The organism is Specibacter sp. NPDC078692 (assembly GCF_040686835.1).
Lineage (GTDB): Bacteria > Actinomycetota > Actinomycetes > Actinomycetales > Micrococcaceae > Specibacter.
The window spans coordinates 109,542-135,382 of the sequence record NZ_JBFBLV010000006.1; the positions used below are offsets into that span (position 1 = coordinate 109,542).

Genomic DNA, 25,841 nt, shown 5'->3' on the forward strand with positions numbered 1-25,841 from the left:
TTGCAGAGAACGCCGCCCCGGCTAATTTAAGGGCCGCACGCTTCTTGACTATGCCGAGGAGGAGCGCCGGGGCTGGCATCAGTAGACAATTCGCTCAGGCGCAGCGTAGAAAGCCACCATGTCACAGCGGTCTGCCGGCGCAGATACGGCAGGCGGACAATTGACGACGATGCTGATCGGTGCGGTGTATTTGTTAACTCCAGACGTCGCATGCTCAACGACGCTCAAGGTCACGGTGCACACGTGCAATCCCACCCAGGGTGGAGGCTGCTGGACATATTGTGCCAGCTGCTCGTCGCACGATGAGTTCACAGTCTGTGCAGTTCGATATCCCTTCGCTCCAGTCAACGACGCAAAGGCTGCCGCATTGGTCCCTGTGGCTTCGAATTGCTGAGCGAAGATGGTCAGGGGGTTTGAACCATCCGGCAGCACATGCCACCAACTGCGAAGCCGCCCGTACGTCTCCGAATACGTAGCCGTTCGTGTATCCCATGTATAGATGGTGCGGGCAGCTATGTTGGCCAGCAGACGATAGTCCAAAATTGAAGGTTCGCCAGCTGGGACAGCCGATTGATCCGGAGGCGAGCTTGTCATGGTCGATGGTTCCACCGCGGTCGTTGTGGCCGTGGGGCTTGCGACCGCAGCCGGAACCGATGACACCGGAATCCTTGCAACGGGGGCGACTTCCGCGGGGCGGATTGAGAGCACCGCCGCAATCCCAGCGATAACCACGACAGTCACCAGCAGCAGGATCCACGGCCGGCGTCGGCCTGTCCTGCCTCTGCGTACCGTCCATTTCAATTTCATGGTCACACCTCATTGGGCTGAGGAACTACGCCTTGGACGCGGCGTGGACCGTCGGGCTGATTGCCGCTTCAATGACAGCACCTTCGATCCCTGTCCCGGCCCGCAAAATTTCCTCGGCTGCCTGAACGAGGTTCCGTGCCAGACCAACCTGCACCTTGACGTAGCGCACGCTGACACCAGCCTCTTGCGCGACCTCAGCGACCGCCACAGAACGTGCCTTGCCCAGTACCGATGGCAGGACGATGCGCTCCGCGATGAGTTGGAGCATCGGATTTGAAAGCGATTCGACAGTAGCCCTACGTAGTGAGGTTAGGTCAACAACCAGTTTTGGATCGACATCCAGGGCCCGACTCGTCGTCAGAGCCATCTGGCGAACTACAAAAACGGCCTGCCATCGCATGCCGGCGGACGCATCATTGTTGGTTGCCGTGGATTGCGCCTTCCCGTCAGCAAGACTGGCAACGGCCAGATTCCAAGTGCGCTCGGGCACGTGTGCCTTGACGAACTGCAAAACGTCCGTGGCCCAGACATGATTGGTGACTTGGTCATCGAGGCGTACCAACTGGACATCAATCTGGCTCTGAAACCCGGACTCGCATTGGTCCAGCAATGGCAGAGTCGACCTGGCTATACGCCGGCGGATATGGTCGGCGGACAGGTTGCAGGCGATCCCCTGAACCCAGGCATCAAACTTGACCCCGGGAAAGGCCCGGTAGCTGCTGTTCACCGTCCCCTCCCACGCTGCAATACGGATGTCCTGCAAGACGTCATTTACGTCCTGAAAGAACCCATACCGGGCCAGATGAATCTTCACATACGGACGAACCCCTTCGACAGCCCTCATCAGCTGATCGATAGGGATGTCGGGTTCCGGCGGACGGGCCAGGGACTGATCGACCGCCCCGTCGATAGGTACTTCATATGGTTCGTTGGTCCAAGGACCCATGATGATCACCGCTTCATGCGTTGACTGAATATCAAGCGCTACGCCGTCAGACGTTGTGCAGAAGATCTTGGGGACACCATTGGTGGCGGCAGGATCGTCCCGGCATATGCCGGGGCACGTGAGTCGGTGCGAAATCAACGATTACAGTCGACCCACTTCAAAAGGTCATAAGACTATTTTCAAGGCATCAAAGAGATATTGTCAACGGGGTCTCTCTTACCCTGTGGACAACTATGAGGCAGAATGAAGCCATGCCCCGAATTACGCAGCCGATAGCCTCAGATTGGCCACACGAAGTCGAGCTGGCGGTCGCCACCTTTGGCAATCGAGCGCGCACCGAAATCATCCGCTACCTATTGAAAAACGGGCCGAACGCACGCGGCGAAATCGTGGCTAACGTTGGCGCCAGCGAGGCAAGCGTTGCCAAGCACTTGCTACTCCTTGAAGAAGCCGGCGCTGTCAGTGCAGACGTTGAACCGGGGCGCAGGCACGGTCGTGCACCGAGGTATTCAGTTAACCCTGACCGCGTCAAGGATCTTCTGAATGCCCAACTTCGGTACTTGACTGAACCGACTCGCTAGCACCATCAGCCGTTGCAGTCATGCCGTGCTTCAGAAAATCGGTAATGGCATCGAGCGTTTCCGGCGCAACGTCGGCAAGTGTGCGCGCGGCAAAGGCTTGCACCCGCGACACCCGCAAGGCCTTAACAAATTCAAGCCTTGCCTCAATGCTTCTGGGAAGCACATCGGAGCTCAAATCCAGCAGAAACGACGAATCAACGTCAAACAACTCACAGATGGCTGTCAAAACCTTCTTATCGGTGACCAGCGCTCTCGTTCCATCCTTCATGTAGAACCAACGGGCACGGGACATGCTCACGCCTCGTTCAGCCAATCGATCTTGGACCTCACGAAAAGTCACGTCATAGCCACGCTTTTCTGCAGCAGCATCTAAAAGTAGGTTCAGGCGCCTAGAAAGGGCCACTTGGGGCGATGGCTGGTCTTGCGGATTGCCGCTTCCAGCGCTCATGCCAGGCTCCTCACGATGGTGGCGTCGGCTCGCCGACTATCCCGTGCCGAATCGTCGTGTCATCTCAAGTATTGTCCGTGCCTTCAAGCCCCGCAAGACAACGCTGAATTGCATTATCCAACTCGGGCAGGAGCACCGTCTCGGAGCTGGGCGCCAGCCACGGAACCCCATTTGAAGCGCCCGAGCTGGCAGCAAAGGCACGAAGCCCCTCCTGATTGAGTAACTGGTTCCGATCAAGATGGAAGCAAACTTCCGTAACAACATCACGGAGCGCGGTAAGAAAATCGACTTGTTCTTGCGGATCCCTTGCCCAATAGCGGTTTCCGCGCATGGATTCCGCAGCGCTGACGAAAGCTTCAACCTGAGGATGCTTAGTCATGTCATCCATCTCCCTCTGAATTGGCCGAAATCGCCGTGTCACGGCGGTGACTTATACGAAGTCATGGGGATTTAGGGCATTTACACCATGACCGAGTGAGAGTAAATTGTGCAGAGTAGACGGGTATACACCGTCCTGCAGATAGCCTTCTGGGAGTGTTTTCCATGGAACCGTCAATCTTGATGAACCTGACCCGAAGCCGCATCCTACATATGCTGGTCACACATGGCCCTGCCCCGGCACCTGAGATATCCAACGCGCTGTCCCTGACAGAGGACGTGGTCAATCGGGAACTTGAACGGCTAACGAGAGCTGGGTTTGTCCGGGCCAGCGAGGCGATTCCTGATAATTTCGACTCAATCTATACCTCCGACGCATCCCAAATTTTCCAAGAGATAGCGCAGGTGCGCTATTTCCTGGGATTGGAGTTCTGACGGCACCACCTTCTCCTCGGTCATGGAGAAAATGGCTTTCCTGACTATGAGTAGTTATCTAGTCATACTTGCCGATGTTTGAACGTCGGCACCATCGAAAGGAAGGCACCGCGATGACTATCTACACCCAACACAGCAGCCGCTCCGATTCAGAAGCCACCGAGTGGTTGTCCCCCACAGAAATCTGCCACGACCTTCAGATTCCGCTGCAGACTTTCTACCAGTGGCGCGCAAAGGGTATCGGGCCGCATGCCTACCGGATTGGTCGACATTTACGCGTAAGCCGGACAGACTTCGACGCTTGGCTCGCCCTCCGATCCGATCCGTAACGCTCGAGTCTGTGTTGTCGTGACATGAGCAGAAAACCACTTCCCCTCGGATCTTGGGGATCAATCATCACCGATCGAACCGCGGCTAAGTCGTGGAGTGCACGCACCCACTACCGTGACTGGGATGGGAAGCTTCGAAAGGTGGAAGCTCGCGGCGTTTCTGCAGCAGAGGCCCGCCGCAGCTTGCAGCAGAAACTTGTCGATCGCCAGACTCCGAGAAATGGCCTGGTAACTTCCACAAACAAGATTAATCAGCTCATTGAGGTGTTCCTCGTTGAGCTGGAAGGATCTGACAAGGCTTCCCGTACGAAGGACAAATACTCCTACTGCATCACGAAGTACATAGCCCCGGCGATCGGTTCAATTCGGATTGGCGAGGCATCCTCGGGCGTGATCGATCACTTCATTCGAAAAGTCGTCGAAGATGTGGGGCCTTCAACGGCGAGGAGTTGCGGGGCCGTGCTGTCTTGGATGTTCAAGGTGGCCTTGCGCCACGACGCTGTCACTGTCAACCCTGTCATCGGGATATCGATCCCTCGTAACAAGAAGGCGAAGCCCCAAGGCCTCACGGCTGAACAATATCAAGATCTGCGCGGCAAGCTCATCGATTGGGAACAGACGCCCGCCCTCGGCAGGCCGCGTTCACACGAACTGCATGAGATCGCGGACTTCCTCATCCACACCGGGCTCCGCCCTGGCGAGTTCTTTGCCCTCCACTGGGACGACGTCAAACTGGACGCAGCGCCGCCGACGGTGTTTATCAATGCAACCGTCATCCGGACAAGCACGGGCGGCGTAAGGATCCAGGATCATCCGAAGTCCCGGCACGGAGTACGCCGAGTAACAGCCCCTGAATTTCTGGTGAAGCAGCTTCAGATCCGGCAGAAACGCCAAAGGGAAAGCGCCTCGCCGAATCCGATGAATTTGATCTTTCCATCGTCCACAGGGACTATTTGCGATCCGAACAACATCGGCAAGATCTGGCGCAAAGCCTCCGATGCCATCGGATATGAGTGGGTCACATTCAGGACTCTCAGAAAATCAAGCGCAACTCTGATTGCCAGAACGATGGGGCCCGAAGCCGCCGCATATCAGCTCGGCCATTCCAAGGTCTCGATGACCCAGGAGCACTACATTGAGGAGTATCAAGAAGCATTGGACACCAGGGCGGTCATGGACGCGTTCAGCCCGAAGGAAGAGCCGTCACCGACTGATCCAGACGATGAAAAGTAACGAAAATCGAGACCCATTATGGCGTGTTTATGGCGTGTTAAGTTGAAAATGGCCCCTTTCGGGGCCATTCTCACTTCCAAAATCCCTGTAAATCCGGGCTTTTTGGGCCCCCTATCGGATTCGAACCGATGACCCCCGCTTGCTGATCAGGGGTCGATTCAGCACTGCCAATAGATCGTTTTGGCCTGTTCCTGCATGTTGAGATTGCCACAATGCAAGATACTAAATAGCCACCGTTGTCCCTTCAAAAGTATGAGTTCTGTATGACGTGGTGGTAACTCCCGCCCGACTGCTGGACGGTCCTCTCAGTAGAGTCAACGAAGCGACAACTTGCGCTTTGTCATTTTACTACCGATCCATGACACTGAACTTGCAGATAGCGCAATTCAAGATACCGAACTTGGGTGCCCCCACGTGGGTCCGCGCTATCAGGCACACCTCAGACTGATCCTGAACTTGTTGTGGCCTCGATCGGCGCCATCGGGGTTATGTACGACGTCGCCACCAATAAAACGCTGGAGTAATTCCCGGAGACGGCCCAAGGTCTGACGTCCTTCGGCGAAACCTAAAATTTCTTTGGCGGGACCTAGGACCAGACTTTGATGGTTTGGCCTGTTTCAGTTCCGTAGACACTGCGGACATAAGCGCTGGCGACTCGTTCTCCTGAAATGGGAAGGAACCCGGGGAAGACTGTACCGTAGGCATCAGCCGATTCTTCCAACACCGTTGCGCTGACGGCATTGAGTCTGATTCTGCGCAATTCCTGGGCAGCGTTCCTGACAAATGCATCCAGGCCAAGGTTTGCGATAGAACTTGGAGAGCCCCCGTGGAAAGCAAAATTTCCTACGATTCCGCTCGTCAAAGTGATAGATCCGCCATCCACAACGTGGTCGCGGGCGGCAAGGGCAATCCGTAGCTGGCACAAAAGCTTCCCCTCAAGTGTGGCCTTAATCTGTTCCAAAGACACCACCTCTGCCGAAGCCCACTGTGCTCCACCAATGGTGCTCACAACAGCATCGACGCATCCAACCTTTTCAAAGAGCTCACGAACACTAGAGTCATCGGTGCAATCCATCGGATAATCGGTGGAGGTCGTTGACGCCTTGAGGATCTCGATGACCCCCTCTCCAAACTTTCCGTGATGAGTGCTGAGGCCTTTTACTACGTTGGTCCCCATGGCGCCACTGGCACCTATAACTAGAATACGCATATTGTTGGTTCCTTCTTGCGTTGTTGTAGGAAGGCAGCTCAGGGTGGGCACCCTATTTTCGGAGCGGATCAAACGCTGCGATCGCATCCGGGATGACACCTGTGATGATTTGTTGGGCGAGGAGTTTTCCTGTCGCTGGGCCAAGAACCACTCCCCACATCCCATGCCCTCCTGCGGCAAAGATCCTCGGGGACTTAAGTGCACCAACAACAGGTAATCCGTCAGGGGTGACCGGCCTGGATCCAACCCAGGCCCCACGGCGTGAACCCCAGTCAATTCCGGTCAGCAAGGGCGCGACCTGGTGGCTTATCGAATCAACTCGAGAGGTCTTCATAGGTTCATCTGGACCCCGAAATTCCATGGTTCCAGCGACGCGCAATGCGCCCTGGTAAGGGGTGCAGACCACTCTTTGTTCCGGGAAGTAAAGCGGCCCTGCAGGCAGGTTGTTGCCGGTCACCGTGAACGAGTAGCCACGGCCCGCACGCACCCCGAGCTTCAGCCCCCACGGGGCAGCCAACCGGGACATCCACGCGCCCGTCGCGATAACCACGGTATCCGCACTCAAAGAATCCCCGAACTCAGTGACGGCGGTGACTGAATATGGGTTCTCGGCCAGGTGGGAGATTGCCGTATTCTCCAGTACCCGTCCACCGTCTTCTTTGACTGAGCGTGCTAGCTCGCAGGTGAAGTCCCCTGGATCGAGGTAGCTCTGCCCCGAGAGTTCCAAACGATGGGGAACAGCCGAGGACAAGATGTCCCTGGCGCCGCCAGCAACCGCCGTTTGGACATCAATGCTCTGACCCATCTCCCGCAATTTTTCAATTTCCGTTCGGAAGGCAGTAGCCGCACCCGAGGTACTGAACCCGGCCATCAATGGCGCAGCAATTAGGGGTGAAGTAATCCCTTGGGACGCCATTTCAGCGAACGACTCAGTGACCATTGAGGTGATGGGCTGCAGTGCATGCACTGTTTTTTCCCATCGTTTAGCTGTCATATTCGAGGCAAACTGCAGAAGGAACTTCCACAATTGGGGGTCCAACCGTGCAGGTATCCGCAAGGGGGCATTTCTATCAAAGAGACCCCTCGCAGCATGCTTCCAGGCACCAGGCTCTGCCAAAGGCATGACCAAACCAGGGGAAACCCATCCGGCGTTGCCCCAGCTGGCACCTGCAGCCGGACCTGATTTTTCAATGACCGTCACGGATATCCCGTGCCGCTGCAAATGCCACGCTGTGGACAGCCCCACAATCCCGGCCCCTATGACAATGGCGGAACGAGGTGACTGATGGAAGGTGTTCAACGGTCTCCTCAGAGGTGCTTGCTAAGCGCTCGTTCCGCCCACACCGACATCCACGTCGCCGGGATGGAAATGGCTGCATACAACAAGCCAGCGACAATAAAGATCGGGAGGTATTGGAAGGTGGATGAGCCAATTGAGTAGGCTTGGCTCATGAGCTCAGGAACAGCCACGGAGTAGGCAAGGGAAGTAGCCTGAAATAGTAGAACTGCGAAGCCCATCAGAGAAGGAAGCGCTATTCGTAACCCTTGGGGAATGACAATGAACCTCAGGCAGTCCCGACGGCTCATACCTAGGGCATTGGAACCTTCAATCTCACCAGAAGGTACCCCCTGGATTCCTCCGCGGATCAGTTCCGCACTGTAGGCGGCGGTTGTCCACGTCAGTGCCAAACAGGCAGACGCCATGGCGCTGAGGGTGATGTGGGCATTGGGAAGCCCGTAATACATTAGCTGCAAGAGCACCAGTGCTGGCGCCCCTCGCCCCACTTCGACAAAGAACACGGAAATGTATCTAAAAATCCTGTTTTGTGCCACCACTCCAAAGGAGAAGACAAGGCCGATGGGGAGCCCAATGACAAGACTCAGAAGTGTCAATGTGAGGCTGACTTTGAGTCCGCCCAGGAGGGTGGGGCCATATTCGATCGCAATATCAAAGAGGTTATTCATCGCGCGACCGCCTTTCTCATCTTGACGTCCAGACGTCTGGAGAGGAGCCCCAAGGGGACGCTCAGTACTATATAAACTGCTGCAGCAACAAAGAAGACCATGATGCCTTCACCCGACTGCCGTGCATATTGGTTGGACATAAAGACTATTTCTGCAACACCAATGGTCGAAGCGATCGATGAATCTTTTAAGAGCCCAATGGCAAAGGTGGTGTACGCGGGAATAACAGATCGAGCGGTTTGTGGCCCCACAATCCGAGTCCAGATGGTTCCCTGCCGGAAACCTAGTGCTGAGCTTGCTTCCCACTGCCCCTTTGGTACGGATGAAATGGCACCCCGAAAAATCTCCGCCAAGTACGCAGCAGCCACCACCCCGAGTCCAATAATTCCTGCTTGTAGCGAGCTCAGCCGGACGGCTCCGATCGAAATCCCGTAGTACAGAATGAACAGCCACACCACCGGAGGAACCCCACGCAGCAGATCTACTAGTCCACGTGAAAGTAACCAAACGAGTTTGTTCTTGCTGCGCAGACCAGCCACGATCGGCAATGCCACCACACTGCCGATCATAAGAGCCAGAACTGTGACAACAATGGTCATCGGCAAACCAACCATGACTACTTTTAGCATTTCCATGGCCTAGCGCTCCAGTACTGCACGCAAGAATCGACGAGTACGATCCTGCTGCGGGTCTTGGAGAATCTGTAGTGGATCTCCCTTCTCGATGATGCCGCCGTCGGCCATGACTACCAACTCGTCTGAGACACTCTTGGCAAACGCCATCTCATGGGTGACAACCACCATGGTCATACCGCTAGCGGCCAGTTCTTTCATCACCTCTAAAACTTCTACCCCAACTTCCGGGTCGAGAGCTGAGGTTGGTTCATCAAAGAGCATCACCCGCGGCCCCAGAGCCAGCGCCCGGGCAATAGCAATTCTTTGTTGCTGCCCCCCCGAGCACCGTGAGGGATATTGGTCCGCTTTGTCTCGAAGGCCCATGCGTTCGAGCAACTCCATCGATTTCTCGTTAGCTTCTTCGCGGTTGCGACCCAGTATTCGTTCCTGGGGCAGGCTGATGTTGCGCAATACGGTCATGTGGGGAAATAAGTTGAAGTGCTGAAAGACCATTCCGGCACTGCGCCGAAGTGCTGCTAAGTTCTTGGGGTTAATTTTTTCCCCAGCAACAATGCGGTGTCCATCGATCTCGATTTCTCCACTGTCGGGTTGTTCCAGCAAGTTCATGCAACGAAGCACGGTACTCTTTCCTGCACCGCTGGGGCCGATCATAGCGGTCACCGATCCTTCGGCTACCGTCAATGAAACGTCACGAAGAACGACGTTCGTACCATAGGCCTTTGCCAGGTTCTTCACCTGCACAACTGGCTTGTCGGTTACGGAATTAAGCTGTGTCATCAGTAGTCCTAATTTCTTATAGTCGTGCTTCGTCAATCAAGGCGTCCTCTTCGCACCAGCGAAGGGGACGCCTGCAACCGCACCCGAGAAGGGGCACTTAGGCGCCAGCGCACGTGCGGGACTCATACGCGGCAATAGCTACTGCCAAGTCCTGCCATGGCATGCCTGTGGTTTTGAAAACCACGGGTTTATCCGTCGCAATGGCGGCCCGGCCAAGGACCATATCTGCCACAGTGATTAGATCAGAGCTGCCCGCGACAGCCCCAGACTCCAGTGCCTGGATCACATCCCCGGCCTCTCGCAGAGCCGAGCCCAACGACTCGACACAAACACTGGCATCTGACATGAGGACATCGTCAAGCTCCCGGTGAGAACGATCGTGAGAACCCATGGCCACCACCACAGCACTCGGCTTCACTTTTCTACCGTCGAACAGCGGCCCTTCTGACGCGGTGCAACACACCACGATGTCTGCATATTCAATGGAGTCAGCCCCTGCCACCGCAACATCCATACCTGCTTCCTGTGCACGGAAAACAATTGCTTCACTAGCACGAGGAGTCCTGCCCATAATTTCTATAGACAGCAGATCGAAAATCTCATTAAAGATCTTGACGTGCTCCCATGCTTGAACACCCGTCCCATAAACCAGCAGCCGCTTCGGACCCGGCGCCACCACCAGCTCAACGCAGAGCGCTGAGACACAAGATGTCCGCCAATTCGTCAGGGCAATTCCGTCAAGGATGGCCAAGGGCCCTTGCTGGTCTCCCCCAAAAAGCACATACAGCCCTTGAATGACTGGAGAGCTTGATTTGGAGTTTTCTGGGGTGATCGTAAGCAGTTTCGTCCCGACGTATTGATCATTGGCTGCAGGCATCTGCATGAACGTACCGGACGCCGTTTCAACTCTGGTTCGCGGTGCCCCTGTCTCCGGATCGAATCCTGCCAGCAGAAAAGCCGTCATAGAATCGATAGCCTTCCGAGCCGTCAGCGCCCTCCCAACATCCTCCGCATCCATGAACACGGGAGCCTGCAACGGATCTTCAGTGCGAGGTGTCTGTGCGTTCATTACTCTGGAGTCCTTCAAGATTGTTCGGCACTTTCCTGATCCGCATCCATGGTTTGATGCAGCTACTGCACTAAACGAGGTTCGCCTGTGTCGCCTGCTGTGGCCGGCAGACCGTAAGATTCCAGGACGTCCACGATCTTTCCATCAGTCTTCATAGAGGCGATGGAAGCGTTGAGAGCCTTGGTGAGATCTGACTTGTCCTTAGCGACTGGGAAACCGATCTGGGCCGGTTCCTTTGAAGCGATGACACGGGGATCTGGAGCTGCGCCCACCACCTTATAGGTCGAGTCTGCCTTGTACATCTCAACAGCTGATCCGTACCCGTCAATGCCTACCTCTATACGGCCGGCTTTCAGGTCTGCCTGCATCTCCACAGCACTGGGGTAAATGGTCAGATTTGCTCCCATGACCTTCTTCATGTCTGCCACCCACAGATATCCATCTACGGTGCCGACCTTCATGCTTTCGAGCTTGGGAATCTCGTTGACACCATTCTTAGAAATGAGTCCCATTTCATCCGTGTAGATGGGGTCGCTAAGATCGACGATTTCGGCTCGGATAGCCGTGCGGTAGTAACAACCAATGGCTACATCGGCACGGCCGCTCTGCACCGCGGGGATGGTTCCGGCATAGGACGTTGACTCTACTTTGACGTCGAGGCAGTTTTTCGCGGCAAACTCTTTGATGACGTCCGCATCGACCCCTGAGAGTTTGCCGTCTTTGTTTGATGAGAAGGGTGGGAACTCCGGCGCAGCAACAGTGAGAACTCCCGCCGTCATAGTTTTGAACTCTGATTCGGGGGTGCAGTCCTTTGCAACGCTGCTGTTGCCGCCGCTGTCACCGCCACACGCGGTAAGAGACAAGGCCAGCAGCCCAATTGATGCGGTACCAATTAAAACTTTGCGAAGGTTCATGGTGATCCTCTTTGATCAGATCTGGTCTCAGCCAGAGTTGCGGTGAACGAACGAGCGGGGAATTCTTGGTGATCTATGACACACAATCGATTGTCGATAACCAATCTTCAGGGAAACTACCGAGATGTCAAGCGATTACCGCAGACACGTGCTTCCACCACGAGCAGCGTCACGACATAACCGTCGTGAAACACCACCTACGTGACCTAGTGTTGTCCAGAGGAATATCATTTGAGGAGCGAAATGCAGGATCAGCCAAACGCCGTTGCCGGATTACGCGGACTCGATGAAGGTCGGGCAACACTGAAGGATGAGGCCGTCTTCATTGTTCGACGCGCCCTCATGTCCGGCGCAATGCAACCTGGCCGCATCTACTCGGCCAACGCTCTGGCCACTCAGCTTGGAGTCTCCAACAGCCCCGTTCGGGAAGCCATGATGGCGCTGACGGAGAAGGGGCTCCTTGAAGTAGTGCGAAATCGGGGATTCCGCGTCATTGAAATGACCGATGCAGATCAGAGAGAAGTTTACGATCTCAGAATGCTGGTAGAAGTCACGGCCACTGGTCGCGTGGCAGCCCAAGGTGTGGGAACCGCCGACGCCGCCCGGCTGACAAAGTTGGCTGAACGCACTATCGCCACATCACAACCCGACACTATGGTCGACTACCTTGAGGCCGACCAGAAGTTCCACTTAGGCATTGTTGAACTGCTTGGGAACTCACGGATGAATAAGATTGTTGAAAATCTTCGCGACCAGAGCCGCGTCAGTGGGTCATATCATTTGGCTGAACGAGGGTTGCTGGCAGCAAGCGCCGCCGAACACCTTCCGATTCTCGCAGCGTTGCTGGCTGGCGATCGTGATCGAGTTGAGGCTCTCATGGGCGCCCATCTGAGCTACTCTCTCCCCTAACTTCGAGCAAATCCGCTGGATCCGCCCCACATTTTGCTCTGCTTTTCACTGCCTAGCCTCGGTGCAGCGAGACTTCCAAATGTCCAGGCAACAAAATATCCGCATTCCGGCTCCCACTTAGACCTCGGTAATCCCACCAAAAGGGTGCGGCCGAAAAACTCGCTCCACCAAACACTTGACGCAGATCACATTCGGACTCAGTATGGTTATATATAACCCATTACCGATAGTTGATACCCACAATGTTGTGGGCATCACCAGATCTGAGGCAGGAGGATCAATGTCACAATTGGTCTCGCTCAATCTTCCAGCTGGAACTACTGTGCCTTCTCACGCCGACGTGGTGATTGTAGGGGGCGGCATTATGGGGACCAGTATTGCCTTCCACCTTGCTGAAGCCGGAGTTCGCAACATTGTCTTGGTCGAAAGAGCTGAATTGGGCACGGGATCATCAGCCAAACCCTTGGGCGGCGTTCGTGCAACGTTTTCAGATCCTGCCAATATTATTCTGGGCCAACGGAGTCTGCGCTCTTTTGAAGACTTCAACTACCGTTTCAAGACTGACATCGGTTTGCGTAAAGTCGGCTATCTTTTCCTCTGCCGCAGTGAAGCTGAAATGCTTGATTGCGAACGGAGCACCCACATCCAGAATGGCCTGGGCAGCAACAGCCGCATGATTGCGCCCACAGAGGCGGTAGAGATCAATCCTTTCCTGCGAAAAGAAGCCTTGGTTGGGGCATCCTTCTCTCCCGATGACGGATTTGCCGAACCTGAAAAGGTGGTGCAAGCATACGCGGAGGCAGCTGTTGCGTTAGGCGTTCGCATCTTGGAACACACAGAGGTCATGGACGTGGCCAGCGCCGACGGCTGCATACGCTCGGTCACCACCAACCGTGGCACGATCCAGACGAATGCCGTCATCTGCTGCGCCGGCGCTTGGTCCCAACGGATCGGGGAAATGGTGGATGTGCACCTGCCAGTTACACCGGTGCGCCGTCAAATTGGCATGACACCACAGTTGAGCACTCCCATGCCCACAGTACCGTTCACTCTCGATTTATCCACCACGATGTATTTCCACAACTATGCCAACGGCATGTTGCTCGGAATCTCCAACTCCAATCAAGAGCCTGGTTTCAGCCGCGATTTTAGCCATGAATGGCTACCAGAGTTCAACGCAGCAGCTCGCATTTGTGCGCCTGCTTTAGTGGAACCAGAACTAGCTCAAGGCTGGGCCGGGCTTTATGAAAACACCCCTGATCACAACGCACTGATCGGTGCGTCAAAGACGGTTGAGGGATTCTACTACGCCACCGGATTCTCCGGACACGGATTCCTGCAGGGCCCTGCCGTGGGCGAACTTATCAGGGACCTGTACCTGAGCCGGGAGTCATTTCTTGACCACAGCTCATTTTCGGCCGATCGGTTCACGGAGGCAACGAAACTGTTCCGCGAAGTGCACATTATCTAATCTTGCCGACGTTTTAGCCGGCCCGCAGAAAATCCACACAGAATCTATTCGAGAGGAACAGTGTTATGTCCACACTCAAAACTTGGGAACTTCGAGCAGAGTTCGCCAAGCGGCTCTCTACCATGTATGGCAAGGAAGTTCCTGCGTATAACGACCTCGTAGAGGTCTCCACGGCAGTCAACGAAGACTATGTCGCTAAAAATGGGGCCGAAGCTGAACGACTCGGCAGTATTGCCCGTGTCACAGCTGAAAGGCACGGGGCAATCCGGGTGGGCTCGGCCAAAGAAATGTCCCAAGTAGCCCGGGTCTTTGCGGCATTCGGGATGTTTCCTGTGGGTTTCTACGACCTTCGCGATGCGTCATCGAGTTCTGTTCCTGTGGTCGCCACGGCTTTTCGTCCAATCGACGAAGAAGAACTCGCAATGAATCCCTTCCGAGTATTCACATCAATGCTCGCCGCCGAGGATCCACGGTTCTTTGACGCTGAGCTGCAAGCCGAACTTGGAACCTTCATCGGGGCCCGAGAACTCTTTTGCCCAGAGCTGCTTGAGCTCGCGGATCAGGCAGTGACTCTCGATGAACTTCCGCGGGAGTCTGCGGATCGGCTACTGGAACTAGCCACGGCATCGTTAGAGCTTTCCAGCGACCCGGTGGACTATGAATGGTACAAAAAACTAGAGGCAATCTCCGCTGTTGCTGCAGACATCGGCGGGGTTTCCAGCACACATATCAATCACCTCACCCCGAGGGTCCTTGATATTGATGACCTATACGAGAGAATGCAGGCCCGCGGAATTTCGATGATCGATGAAATCCAGGGCCCACCACGATGGGATGGCCCAGATGTTCTGCTGCGGCAAACATCGTTCCGGGCGCTGGGTGAGAACCGTGTCTTTCGCTACGCGGACGGAACCACCAATGAGGGTCAGCTGCGTGTACGGTTTGGCGAGGTCGAAGCCCGAGGAATCGCTTTGACCCCCGCAGGCCGGGACTTGTACGACCAGATGGTTGCCGAGGCTGACCTGCGCCTGGCCAGCTCAACGAACGGTTCAACACGAGCCGGTGTAGCCGCTGAAGTATGGGCTGAAGACCTTCCCCACACTGAGCAAGAACTTGCTGCACGAGGGCTGGCGTTCTTCACTTTTAGCGTTGACGAAGCTGTCCTCGCCAGCGCGTCCATTCCCAAAACTGTGACGCTGGCTGAACTCGTCACCGCAAGAATCGCTGTCCCCCGTCCTATTGTCTACGAGGATTTCCTCCCTCGTTCAGCGGCCGGCATCTTCCAATCGAATTTGACGGAGGAAGGCTCAAAAGATGAAGGCCAGACGGGGACCAGCTACGACATAAACCGCATGTCTCAAATTATTGGAGCGGAGGTGCACGATCCCAATACTCTCTACCAGCAGCAACAAGATCGTTCCGTTGCCGCCATGGCTGAATATCTCAACGCCACCATTACCCAATAAATCACGTGCACTCTTCCAAGAAAAAGAAATTACAAGGAGAATCCCATGACTGAAACACTTACTCAAACCACTGACCTGACCTCCATGGTCCGGTCGTCTTTGGAAGCTTGCGGTGTCGATGTGGCTGCCATGACGGGCACGCACGAGGCACAGTCCCCCCTGACCGGAGAAGTTCTGATTAACGTTCCAGTCAACTCAGCGACTGAACTCGATTCGATGATCGCCCAAGCTCACGAGGCGTTCAAGGTTTGGCGCGATGTCCCGGCACCTGTTCGTGGCAACCTCGTAAAGCGGTGGGGTGAACTTCTCACCGAACACAAGGCTGATTTGGCTAATATTGTCACCGCAGAAGCTGGAAAAATCACCTCGGAGGCCCTGGGTGAAGTTCAGGAAATGATCGACATTTGTGACTTCGCTGTGGGGCAGTCACGGCAGCTTTACGGCAAAACCATGCCTTCGGAGCGTCCAGGCCACCGTTTAATGGAAACTTGGCACCCGCTCGGCGTCGTCGGTATCATCTCGGCCTTCAACTTTCCTGTCGCCGTTTACGCATGGAACACCGCGCTTGCACTCGTCTGCGGTGACACCGTCATCTGGAAGCCGTCCGGGATGACGATGTTGAGCGCACTGGCAGCAGATTCACTGCTGGCCCGTGCCGCCCAGGAAGTGGGAGCACCTGAAAACCTCCACAAGTTGGCCCTTACAGACCGGGTAGGCGGGCAATTGATCGTGGATGATCCTCGCGTCGCTCTGGTATCAGCAACAGGGTCGGTTCGCATGGGACAAGAAGTTGCGCCTCGCGTAGCACAACGATTCGGCCGGGCCTTGTTGGAGCTCGGCGGCAACAACGCTGCAATCGTGGCTCCCTCAGCGGACCTCGATCTGGCTTTGCGTGGCATTGTCTTTGCTGCCGTGGGAACCGCAGGGCAACGTTGCACCTCGATGCGTCGCTTAATTGTTCACGAATCCATTGTTGATGAACTGACACAGAAGCTAGTCAGTGCCTACGGGACGCTGCGCATTGGCACCCCGCTCAATGAGGAAAACCTGATTGGACCGCTCATCAACAAGTCAAGTTTTGACGGCATGCAAAATGCGCTTGCGGCCGCTAAAGAACAAGGCGGAACGGTGCTGTGCGGAGGCGCCCGAGTCAATGCTGAAGCCGAGCCCGGTGCTTACTATGTGGAGCCAGCCATCGTGCGTATGCCTTCGCAAACTCCGGTGGTCAAGGACGAAACGTTCGCTCCCCTGCTCTACGTCATGAGCTACTCAGACTTTGACGACGCCGTCGCCATCCAAAATGACGTACCTCAGGGTCTTTCCTCGGCTGTCTTCACCAACAACCATGCTGAAGCTGAGCAGTTCCTGTCTGCGGCTGGCTCTGATTGCGGCATTGCTAACGTGAATATCGGTACTTCAGGCGCTGAAATCGGTGGTGCTTTCGGTGGCGAGAAGGAAACCGGTGGCGGCCGCGAATCTGGCGCCGATTCGTGGAAGGTCTACATGCGTCAAGCAACCAACACCGTCAACTACTCCGGTGAACTGCCGCTGGCACAAGGTGTGAAGTTCCTCTAACAAATCCCTCTAGTGGCGCCGGTTCAGCCGGCGCCACTAGAAGCCTGTTGGCAGTTTCCCTAGACACGCAGTACTCATCACAAAAATTATGAAGGAGCAACTGGCAATGACGAATCTGTTCGACATGATGGATGAGTGGGGCCCAGAAAAGATCGTCACGGTCAGCGATAGCAAAACAGGCATGAAAGGTGTCCTTGTTATTGACAACACGGCGCGTGGGATGGGCAAGGGTGGGACCCGCATGCAGCCCAACGTCAGTGTCGATGAGATCACGCGGTTGGCGCGCGTCATGACCTGGAAATGGGCTGGCGTGGACTTGTTCTTCGGTGGTGCCAAGGCCGGGATTCGTGCTGACCCCCACTCCCCCCACAAAGAAGCCATCCTCCGGTCTTTTGTTCGCGCTCTCAGTAACGAGGTGCCTTCGGAGTATGTTTTCGGTCTCGATATGGGCCTAACCGAAAATGATGCTGCGATCATCATCAATGAACTCGGAGACCGAGGCGCAGCCGTTGGAACGCCCTATGATCTAGGCGGGGTCCCCTACGACCAACTTGGCATCACCGGATACGGAGTCGCAGAAGTAACTGATGAAGCGGCTGGAACAATGGGGCTGCAGGGGCAACGCGTGGCCATACAAGGTTTTGGCGCCGTTGGACATGCCACTGCCGCACGGTTGCACGAGCTCAATTACAGCATCGTTTCCCTCTCCACAGCTGAAGGTGCGTTATACGACCCCTCTGGCTTAGACGTCCCCGCACTGCTGGCTCTGCGGGCACGCTTAGGCGACAGCTTCGTCAAAGAACTGCCACAATTGGCTCTTCCTGTGGGACAGGAACTGTTCGTAGATGCTGAGATTGCCATTCCGGCCGCCCTGCAGGATGTCATCACTGAAGATAATGCGGGTAATATTTCTGCGAAATTGGTGGTGGAAGGCGCAAACCTCCCCACTAATGCCGCTGCGCAGGAAGTACTCCGTGCTTCTTCGATAACCGTGATCCCTGATTTTGTGGCCAATGCAGGCGGAGTAGTGAGCGCAGCATTTGCTATGGAGGCCCGCTACTCGCCTTTTCGTCCTGAGACAGAGCAAATCTATAGTGCAGTTTCCTCGAAGCTCCGCGCCAACACCATCACCGTCTTGGCAGAAGCGCAGAAGTTGGATTCCACTACTCATCATGCGGCACGCACCCTTTCCCAAGACCGGGTCCGTCGTGCCATGGCGTACCGAGGTAAACCCCTGCCGTACTGACCCTCACAACTGCCATCGTAGGGAGAAAGAAGTCCGTCTCGCATGAATATTGACCAGCTCGTCCAAGATTTGAGCTCTTCCGTTGCCGGGATTGTCGACGCCAGCACTCGTCGTCGCGGCGAGTATTCCAGTGACGGTTCCAACTATCGCGTTGTTCCCCAGGTGGTCGTCATGCCCAAGGATGAGGCCGACGTCGTTACCGCCGTAGCGATTGCACGTCGGCATGGGGTGCCAGTCACGGCACGAGGAGGCGGAACCTCGTGTGCCGGCAACGCGGTAGGAGCTGGTCTTGTACTGGATTTTAGCCGGTTCATGAACCAAATTATTTCCCTAGACCCCGAAAAGCTGACAGCAGTGGTTCAACCCGGTGTTGTACTCAGTGATCTTCAAGAAGCCGCAGCCGTGTATGGATTGCGCTTCGGACCTGACCCCTCCACCTCGACGCGCTGCACTATCGCCGGAATGATCGGCAATAATGCTTGCGGGCCGCATGGCTTGTCCTATGGGCGGACAGCTGACAACGTCCGCAACCTGCGCTGGCTTACTGGCTCCGGACACGTGGTGGAACTCGGCACCGGGAAAGAGTCGGTGGCTAAGGTTCCCGGTTTAGAAGAGTTTGTCATGGCAAATTTGGAGGTACTCAGATTAGAATTTGGCCGATTTGGCCGCCAAATTTCGGGTTACAGTTTGGAACATCTACTCCCCGAGAACGGCCGGAACGTTGCTGCGGCACTGACGGGCACTGAAGGTACCTGCGGACTTATCTTGCAAGCCGAGGTGAAGCTGGTCAAGGCGGCCCCAGCGCCGGCGTTGGCAGTGCTGGGATATCCAGATATGCCCTCCGCCGCGGATGCCGTACCGGCCCTTCTCCCCCACCGCCCCCTGGCACTTGAGGGGCTCGACGCCCAGCTGGTCGAGTCTATTCGCAACGCTAAAGGCGATCATGCGGTCCCGCACATGCCACAAGGTAATGGTTGGCTGATGGTTGAAGTGGGAGGAGACAGCTCTGCTGAAGCTGTGGCAGCAGCCCACCGTATGGTTCAAGATGCGGGTGCACTCGATGCTGTGGTTATGTCAGCCGGACCAGAAGCTCAACGCCTCTGGAAAATTCGCGCCGACGGCGCAGGATTGGCCGGGCGCACTGCTAACGGCCACCAAGCGTGGCCAGGTTGGGAAGACTCCGCAGTGCCACCTGAGCACCTGGGAGCCTACCTACGGGACCTGGAAAAGTTGATGGCGGATGAAAACGTCTCTGGCATGGCATACGGACATTTCGGTGACGGCTGTGTCCATGTGCGGATCGATTTTCCTTTAGATGAAGACGCTCACGTCATGCGCCGTTTCCTGACTTCTGCTGCATCTCTTGTTGCTAAGTATGGCGGTTCGCTTTCCGGAGAGCACGGTGACGGGAGGGCACGCAGCGAACTTCTCCCCACCATGTATTCGGCTCAAGCCATTGCCGCTATGGCTGGTTTCAAAGCTCTTTTTGACCTACAGGACATCTTTAATCCTGGGGTCATTGTCAAGCCGGCACCTTTTGATGCCGATCTACGCCGTCCACAAGCAAGGACGCTTCTGGCAACAGACGGTTTTGCCTTCGCGCATGATGGCGGGAACATCACCAACGCCTTGCACCGTTGTGTGGGAGTAGGAAAGTGCCGTGCCGACCTTCGCGATGACGGCGGATTCATGTGCCCGTCCTATTTGGCCACAAAAGATGAAAAGGACGTGACTCGGGGCCGTGCCCGCGTGCTCCAGGAGATGCTCAACGGTGGAGCCGTGTCCATGGACTGGAGTTCCCCCGAAGTTCACCAAGCCCTCGATCTGTGTCTTAGTTGCAAGGCCTGTGCCAACGATTGCCCCACCGGCATCGACATGGCCATGTACAAGTCTGAAGCGCTCCATCAAAGTTACAAAGGAAAAATTCGGCCCATCTCCCATTACAGCTTGGGTAGGCTTCCCACATGGCTAGGATTGATTGGCCCACTGGGGCCCCTCGTCAATCGGCTCGCCTCTATGGACGTCATCCGCAAAACCCTCCTAAGAATGGCAGGGGCCGATCCGCGAAGATCATTGCCCGTCTTTCCAAGAAAACCTTTCCACTCCCTCAAGCACTCCACTCCAAGCACCCTTGCCCAGTTTGCACCTGCGCAGTCTTCCCAGGGGCAGTCCGCCGTGGCACCCGCCCAAACGGCCAGGGAACGCCAAGTCGTGCTCTGGGTTGATTCTTTCTCCGATACCCTCAATCCGGAGGTACCGGTGGCAGCGCTTAAGGTCTTACAGGCCGCTGGCTGTGCGGTTGAAATCACCGGTCCCGGGGCATGCTGTGGACTCACGCTGATTTCAACCGGCCAGCTCACTGCGGCGAAAGCGAAACTTCGTAGAACACTCGATGTGCTCCATCCGCACGTGGTCAACGGTCAAACCATCATAGGTTTGGAGCCCTCCTGCACCGCAGTTCTTCGTTCGGATTTACTCGAATTACTCCCGGATGATCCACGAGCTCATGAAGTTTCGGTAAAGGTTAAAACCGTCTCCGAATACCTGAGCTCCATCAATTGGCAACCTCCCCAAAGCGCAGAACGCCTCTTGGTGCAGCCGCATTGCCATCAATACGCCATCATGGGATATACCGCAGACTTGGCACTGTTGAAAGCGATGGGAGCCGATGTAGAAGTCTCAAGTGGATGCTGTGGCTTAGCCGGTAACTTCGGCATGGAAAAGGGTCATTACGATGTTTCAGTGACTATTGCAGAGCAAGGGATTCTGGCCAAAATTGCTGCGGCACCTGAGCGGAGCATCCTGGCTGACGGGTTCTCCTGCCGCACCCAAGTGGCTGACCTGGCCGATCGCGATTCCCGCCACCTCGTGCAAATCATCGCCGACGCACTCGAGGGAAACTTAAACTAGCTATCCCCACCGTATCTAGTCGGACAAATTTCTAAAAAGAGCTACTTTTTAAGTTCCTTTGTTACAAAATCCTGGATTTGCAGTGTCATTTTTTCGGCTCCATAACAACGGAACTTTATTGCATGTGTCTGGGGAAATTTTCTGGGCTCAGGACTTCTGCGAGCTAAGTAAGTCAAGCGGGACCGAGCTAGTCCCAACCTGATTTTATTCTGGCGGTAGATTTGATCCCATATATAGCCTTCCGCAGGAGAACCCGAATGCAGAGCAATTCACGTCCCCAAACGATTCAGATCTTTCTACCTCACGGCGATCCATCCGGCATTCGCATGGCAGAAATCACTACCCGCACAGTGCGCGTCTTCGACGTTCCTCGTTCCCTGCTCAGTGGCTTCCTCTCGATGGCTGAAGCATCGCAGGTGGGACTGTACTTCCTATTTGGCGGTGATTCAGAAAATGGCGTCTCCTGCTACATCGGGCAAAGTGGCAACGTCGGTGGCAGGCTGAAGCAGCACGTTGCTGGCAAGGAATTTTGGGAACGCGCCATCGTCGCTGTTTCTTTGACGAATACCTGGACAGATACTCATGTGGGATTCATGGAATGGGAAGCCATTTCTCGCGCTCTCCAAGCCGCTCGATACCCCCTGTTGAACGGTAATGCGGCTTCCAATCGCTACACGCCAGCTCCATTGGAAGCCGACTGCAATGAGTATCTGGAGACTATTTCTCTCTTGACTGCCACCCTCGGCTATCCGGCACTCGAATCAATCCGCAAAGACGCCCACGATTCGCCGAACGAGGTTGCAGCTGAACGACTCTACCTTCGACAGTCCGGGTGCCAGGCCGACGCGGACCCTACTTCCGAGGGGCTTGTGGTTCTTGCCGGTTCAGTGGGGAATTCACGCCCACGCCCCTCTGCACCAAAGTCGATCATCCGTGGCCGCCAATCGCTCATCGAACGCGGAATTGCAGAAGTGCATGGAGAGCAGCTGATCATGGCCCAAGACCACCTATTTTCAAGTCCTAGCCAAGCAGCGGCGATACTGGTCGGAGGCAGCGTCAACGGTCGTGACAGCTGGAAGAACTCCGCAGGACAATCGGTCAATGAGATCGAAGCCGACGTCGTCGCAAAAATAGTCACAAGCCCAGACACAATGTTGAGTGGAACACCATCAACTTTCTAGGACGTGACAGCAGGCCGCCCATTAGAGAAATATCGAGAGCAGCAGTCCAGAAATTGTTGCGAGAATCGTGAAAGCAATGATTCATCCCCAGTTCGCCGCGGCGACATCCTCGTAGGGATGAACTCAGCGTTCATCCCTAAGAGAGCGCAGCCTACAAGGGACAGTTAGAGCCCATCTTGGTGTTCCTAATCGCAGACACTGCACGCCTACGGCAGAGTGAAAAACGAGGGTCGTTAATTGGCTTTATACATGAGTAGGTGAGCTGAGTCATCCTACATAAGCTGCCTAATTCAGCTCACCTTCCGCGAGGCGGCACACTACATCTGTGAGCATGTGGAGTCCGGAGACGATGTCCTCATCACGCGTGTACTCATGTTCATTGTGCGAGATGCCATCAACTGAAGGTACGAACAACATGACAGTGGGGACAATATCTTTCATATTGGTGGAGTCGTGGCCGGCCAAGGTCTTTACCCGCTGGTGGGGTAGTCCAAGGTTGGCTGCGGCTTTCTCTGCTAGTTCGACGCCGGCTGGCTGGTAAGGTGTCACCGGCCAGCAGTGCGAATCCTCCTTAACAATCGTCACATTGGCCAGCCTCTCGATCTTTTCAATGTGCCCGTGGAGTTGGAGGTCGGCTTGCGCTAGCACGTCTTCATCCGCAGAGCGCAGGTCCAACAGCAAAGTGACTCGTGAGGGAACCACCACCGGTGAGTTGGGGTAAACATCTAGTTGACCCACGGAAGTGTGGAGGACGCCGGGGAAGCTATCGGCGAGCTCTCTTGCGGCTACCACCAGCATGGATGCGCCCAACAGGGCATCTTTGCGGTCGATGATGACAGTGGATCCGGTATGTGCCTGCTCGCCATTGACAATAAATTCGTATTTATTGGCGGCCCAGTTTGAGTCGACGATCCCGATGCTGATCCCCCCGCGCTCCATGCTGCGACCTTGCTCAATGTGGATTTCCGCGCAGCACGCGGCCTGCGGTCCTGCCCCCGCACCGAGGCAGCCAATGGCTGTGAGTGCCTCGGCTACCGTCACGCCGTCGCGGTCCTGCGTCGACAGTGTCTGATCGAGTTCCAGCTTGTTGGTGTATACGGCGCTGCCCATCATGGAGGGTTTGAAGCGTGAACCTTCCTCGTTAAACCAGTTGACGACGGCTATGTTGAACTTCGGCAGTGATCCGGAATTTTTGTAGGCAGCAACTACGCGGAATGCGGCGTGGGCAGCGGCAAGTACGCCGTATGCGCCGTCGTACCGGCCGGCAGTTGGCTGGGAGTCTAGGTGGGAACCCACGAGAACGTAAGGAGCGCCAGGGACCAGTTCGTAAGTCCCGAATTGGTTGCCAATCCGGTCAAATTCAACGGTGAAACCGTGGCCCGTCAACAGCTGTGTGAACCACGTTCGTTGTTGGCCGTCGGCCGCGGATGCGGCTAGCCTGTCAACGCCTCCATTGGCGGTGGCACCGAAGGTGCACAGCATGGCGAAATCTGCCATGAAATCAGCGTCGTCACCTGTGAAGTTGTCTGGATTGGGTTCGAGAATTGTTTTCAACATGAGGGTTCCTTAAGCATTGTGTGGGGAGGCTACCGCGGAGCGAGACGGCTAATCTGATGTTTTTGGGGACCTGGTTAGTGGATCCTGCAACACGTGCAGGATGGCAGGCAGTTCGCTTTGGACCGCCCGCTGGAACGCGTCCCGGAAATCCTCGGTGCGCTCCACCCGCTCCCCATAGCCGCCGTAAGACCGGGCTAGTGCTGAAAAGTCCGGGTTCACGAGCCCCGTACCGGATGGCCTTCCGGGGTAGTGGTTTTCTTGGTGCTCTCGAATGGTTGCGAAGCATTGGTTGTCGACGACGATCACGACAAACTTCGCACCGTAGGCGATGGCCGTTGCTATCTCTTGACCGTTCATCATGAAGCAGCCATCTCCGGCAACGGAAACTACTTGGCGGTTTGGGTACACCATGCTTGCCGCCACGGCTGCGGGGATGCCGACTCCCATGGCCCCATTTCGGGGGGCCACCAAGGATTGCGCCGCAGTGTGCTGGAGGTACCGCGCGGGCCACAGGGCATGGTTGCCTGCACCGTACGTGATGATCGCATCTGCTTTTAGTTCTTCGCGCAGGACCGTCATACATGCACTCATGTCGACGTGGGAACCCCCGTCTAGATGAGGCGTTGAGTATGCTTCATATTCGTCGCGTGCCCGTTTGAGCCATTCCGGCAGAACTGCCATCTTCAAGTCCAGCTCGGCGAGTTCATTAGCGAAGGTACTGACATCTGCCACGATGTGTTGGTCAATCCGGCCGAAGTGCCCCAAAGTGTCTCCAGGCATTGCTACTACAGTCTCTGCAGTGAGTCCACGAGTGAACCCGTCGCTGAGAACGTCTGCGCGGGGGCATCCGATGAACAAGAGCAGATCTGCTTCGTCTAGTCGCTGGGCGTTCGCGTCGCTTCGGGCGTAGCCGAGGCTGCCAACATAGCTGTTGCCGCCCGGGAGCGCGTGCGGCACTGCGTCGTAGGCCCGGAAATCTGAGACCACTGGCACTCCGTGGCTGGCGGCCCAAGATACCAGCGCTGTGCCGCAGTCCTGCGTCCAGCCTTCGCCACCCACGATGATCAGTGGCTTTTTTGCCTCTGACAGCTTGTCTCCCAGCTCGGCGAACGCGGTCGACGTCGGCCCACTCAGGGCCCGTGCGCGCATGGGTACTGTGGCGCCACCGGGGACCATGTGGGTCAGCACATCTTCGGGCAGTCCGATGACCACCGGGCCCATCCTGCCGCTCATTGCAGTGTGAATGGCATCCTCAACCATAGAGGCCGCTGAGGCAGCATCGTCAAGGACCAGGACTTTCTTGGCCGTGCTTCCAAACCAGGAGGTGATATCGAATTCCTGGAACGATTCGCGGCCTCGGTCCGCTACGGGGATCAACCCGACGAAGAGAATCAAGGGTGTGGCGTCTTGGTATGCAGTGTGAACGGCGATGAACGCGTTGGCGGCGCCTGGTCCGCGGGTCACCATGGCGATGCCCGGCAAACCTGTGAGTCTTCCCTCCGCTAGTGCCATAAAACCGGCACCGCCCTCGTGTCTTGTGACAACGGTGGTGATAGATGATTCATGGAGCCCATCAAGCACGTCGAGATAGCTCTCCCCCGGAACACCATAGACGCGAGGGATGGCTGCCGCTTCGAGCTGGGCGACAATGAGATGCCCTGCGGAGACGGCCCGCTCTGGTGCCAAAGTGGAGGAGCTCATGTCAGACAACCTTTCAAGTGTTTTCACAATAGTGGCGTCCGTGAGGACCGCCACTACCCATGATGGCAGTTGCGGTGGCGGGGCGAACTAGCCAGGCT

At 56.0% G+C, this 25,841-nt stretch carries 24 protein-coding genes; 11 read left to right on the top strand and 13 right to left on the bottom strand.

All coding sequences use genetic code 11. The features are described 5' to 3' along the window. Positions 1-78 precede the first annotated feature (78 nt). Both AB0O97_RS06650 and AB0O97_RS06655 read right to left on the bottom strand, forming a co-directional pair. A complete protein-coding gene (locus AB0O97_RS06650) occupies positions 79-807 on the bottom strand; it encodes a hypothetical protein (RefSeq protein WP_104112067.1) in 729 nt (242 codons plus the stop codon). A 25-nt stretch (positions 808-832) separates the two neighbouring features. After that, positions 833-1,891, bottom strand: a complete 1,059-nt coding sequence (locus AB0O97_RS06655; protein ID WP_363881147.1) for a hypothetical protein — start codon at positions 1,889-1,891, stop codon at positions 833-835. Positions 1,892-2,004: 113 nt separating this feature from the next. Here AB0O97_RS06655 and AB0O97_RS06660 point away from each other — a divergent pair, with 113 nt between their 5' ends. Then, positions 2,005-2,334: a helix-turn-helix domain-containing protein gene (locus AB0O97_RS06660; protein WP_363881148.1), complete on the top strand. Its 330-nt coding sequence runs from the start codon at positions 2,005-2,007 to the stop codon at positions 2,332-2,334. Here the strand turns inward: AB0O97_RS06660 and AB0O97_RS06665 are convergent. Together AB0O97_RS06665 and AB0O97_RS06670 are read right to left on the bottom strand one after the other, a co-directional pair. Further along, complete coding sequence (locus tag AB0O97_RS06665) at positions 2,282-2,782, bottom strand: hypothetical protein (protein WP_363881150.1); 501 nt, start codon at positions 2,780-2,782, stop codon at positions 2,282-2,284. The genes AB0O97_RS06660 and AB0O97_RS06665 overlap by 53 nt on opposite strands. A gap of 64 nt (positions 2,783-2,846) precedes the next feature. After that, complete coding sequence (locus AB0O97_RS06670; RefSeq protein WP_363881152.1) at positions 2,847-3,161, bottom strand: hypothetical protein; 315 nt, start codon at positions 3,159-3,161, stop codon at positions 2,847-2,849. Positions 3,162-3,325: 164 nt separating this feature from the next. On the opposite strand from AB0O97_RS06670, the gene AB0O97_RS06675 reads away from it, so the two are divergent. From AB0O97_RS06675 to AB0O97_RS06685, 3 genes are all read left to right on the top strand, one after another. Next, entirely contained in the window at positions 3,326-3,595 is a 270-nt protein-coding gene (locus AB0O97_RS06675) for a helix-turn-helix domain-containing protein (RefSeq protein ID WP_363881154.1), read from the top strand. Between the two features lie 113 nt (positions 3,596-3,708). Beyond that, positions 3,709-3,924, top strand: coding sequence for a helix-turn-helix domain-containing protein (locus AB0O97_RS06680; protein ID WP_218714107.1), 216 nt, complete (start codon positions 3,709-3,711; stop codon positions 3,922-3,924). 141 nt (positions 3,925-4,065) lie between these two features. Next, positions 4,066-5,157 carry a tyrosine-type recombinase/integrase gene (locus tag AB0O97_RS06685; protein WP_363881156.1) on the top strand — a complete coding sequence of 364 codons (1,092 nt, stop codon included), beginning with the start codon at positions 4,066-4,068 and terminating at the stop codon, positions 5,155-5,157. 586 nt (positions 5,158-5,743) lie between these two features. Here AB0O97_RS06685 and AB0O97_RS06690 read toward each other — a convergent pair. From AB0O97_RS06690 to AB0O97_RS06720, 7 genes are all read right to left on the bottom strand, one after another. Continuing rightward, the gene (locus AB0O97_RS06690) at positions 5,744-6,367 is read right to left on the bottom strand and encodes a short chain dehydrogenase (RefSeq protein ID WP_363881158.1); all 624 of its coding nucleotides are present in this window, start codon (positions 6,365-6,367) and stop codon (positions 5,744-5,746) included. A gap of 52 nt (positions 6,368-6,419) precedes the next feature. Further along, positions 6,420-7,667: an FAD-dependent oxidoreductase gene (locus AB0O97_RS06695; RefSeq protein WP_363881160.1), complete on the bottom strand. Its 1,248-nt coding sequence runs from the start codon at positions 7,665-7,667 to the stop codon at positions 6,420-6,422. An 8-nt stretch (positions 7,668-7,675) separates the two neighbouring features. Beyond that, complete coding sequence (locus tag AB0O97_RS06700) at positions 7,676-8,332, bottom strand: amino acid ABC transporter permease (RefSeq protein WP_363881162.1); 657 nt, start codon at positions 8,330-8,332, stop codon at positions 7,676-7,678. After that, complete coding sequence (locus tag AB0O97_RS06705; RefSeq protein ID WP_363881164.1) at positions 8,329-8,967, bottom strand: amino acid ABC transporter permease; 639 nt, start codon at positions 8,965-8,967, stop codon at positions 8,329-8,331. Before AB0O97_RS06705 ends, AB0O97_RS06700 begins: the two co-directional genes overlap by 4 nt. A gap of 3 nt (positions 8,968-8,970) precedes the next feature. Beyond that, positions 8,971-9,744: an amino acid ABC transporter ATP-binding protein gene (locus AB0O97_RS06710; protein ID WP_363881165.1), complete on the bottom strand. Its 774-nt coding sequence runs from the start codon at positions 9,742-9,744 to the stop codon at positions 8,971-8,973. Positions 9,745-9,841: 97 nt separating this feature from the next. Continuing rightward, the gene (locus AB0O97_RS06715) at positions 9,842-10,813 is read right to left on the bottom strand and encodes an ornithine cyclodeaminase family protein (RefSeq protein ID WP_363881167.1); all 972 of its coding nucleotides are present in this window, start codon (positions 10,811-10,813) and stop codon (positions 9,842-9,844) included. 62 nt (positions 10,814-10,875) lie between these two features. Further along, positions 10,876-11,727 carry an ABC transporter substrate-binding protein gene (locus AB0O97_RS06720; RefSeq protein WP_363881169.1) on the bottom strand — a complete coding sequence of 284 codons (852 nt, stop codon included), beginning with the start codon at positions 11,725-11,727 and terminating at the stop codon, positions 10,876-10,878. 243 nt (positions 11,728-11,970) lie between these two features. Here AB0O97_RS06720 and AB0O97_RS06725 point away from each other — a divergent pair, with 243 nt between their 5' ends. From AB0O97_RS06725 to AB0O97_RS06755, 7 genes are all read left to right on the top strand, one after another. Further along, a complete protein-coding gene (locus AB0O97_RS06725; RefSeq protein ID WP_363881171.1) occupies positions 11,971-12,636 on the top strand; it encodes a GntR family transcriptional regulator in 666 nt (221 codons plus the stop codon). A 280-nt stretch (positions 12,637-12,916) separates the two neighbouring features. After that, a complete protein-coding gene (locus AB0O97_RS06730; protein WP_363881173.1) occupies positions 12,917-14,107 on the top strand; it encodes an FAD-binding oxidoreductase in 1,191 nt (396 codons plus the stop codon). A gap of 65 nt (positions 14,108-14,172) precedes the next feature. Further along, positions 14,173-15,573 (top strand): VOC family protein, encoded by a 1,401-nt coding sequence (locus AB0O97_RS06735; protein ID WP_363881175.1) that lies wholly within the window; start codon positions 14,173-14,175, stop codon positions 15,571-15,573. Positions 15,574-15,618: 45 nt separating this feature from the next. Further along, complete coding sequence (locus AB0O97_RS06740) at positions 15,619-17,148, top strand: aldehyde dehydrogenase family protein (protein ID WP_363881177.1); 1,530 nt, start codon at positions 15,619-15,621, stop codon at positions 17,146-17,148. A gap of 106 nt (positions 17,149-17,254) precedes the next feature. Next, a complete protein-coding gene (locus AB0O97_RS06745) occupies positions 17,255-18,394 on the top strand; it encodes a Glu/Leu/Phe/Val dehydrogenase dimerization domain-containing protein (RefSeq protein ID WP_363881179.1) in 1,140 nt (379 codons plus the stop codon). Positions 18,395-18,436: 42 nt separating this feature from the next. Continuing rightward, complete coding sequence (locus AB0O97_RS06750; RefSeq protein WP_363881181.1) at positions 18,437-21,304, top strand: FAD-binding and (Fe-S)-binding domain-containing protein; 2,868 nt, start codon at positions 18,437-18,439, stop codon at positions 21,302-21,304. Between the two features lie 257 nt (positions 21,305-21,561). Further along, positions 21,562-22,485: a GIY-YIG nuclease family protein gene (locus AB0O97_RS06755; RefSeq protein ID WP_363881183.1), complete on the top strand. Its 924-nt coding sequence runs from the start codon at positions 21,562-21,564 to the stop codon at positions 22,483-22,485. Between the two features lie 285 nt (positions 22,486-22,770). Here AB0O97_RS06755 and AB0O97_RS06760 read toward each other — a convergent pair whose 3' ends face one another. Both AB0O97_RS06760 and AB0O97_RS06765 read right to left on the bottom strand, forming a co-directional pair. Next, positions 22,771-24,042: a M20 family metallo-hydrolase gene (locus AB0O97_RS06760; RefSeq protein WP_363881185.1), complete on the bottom strand. Its 1,272-nt coding sequence runs from the start codon at positions 24,040-24,042 to the stop codon at positions 22,771-22,773. 48 nt (positions 24,043-24,090) lie between these two features. Continuing rightward, positions 24,091-25,743 carry a thiamine pyrophosphate-dependent enzyme gene (locus AB0O97_RS06765; protein ID WP_363881187.1) on the bottom strand — a complete coding sequence of 551 codons (1,653 nt, stop codon included), beginning with the start codon at positions 25,741-25,743 and terminating at the stop codon, positions 24,091-24,093. Positions 25,744-25,841: the final 98 nt, after the last annotated feature.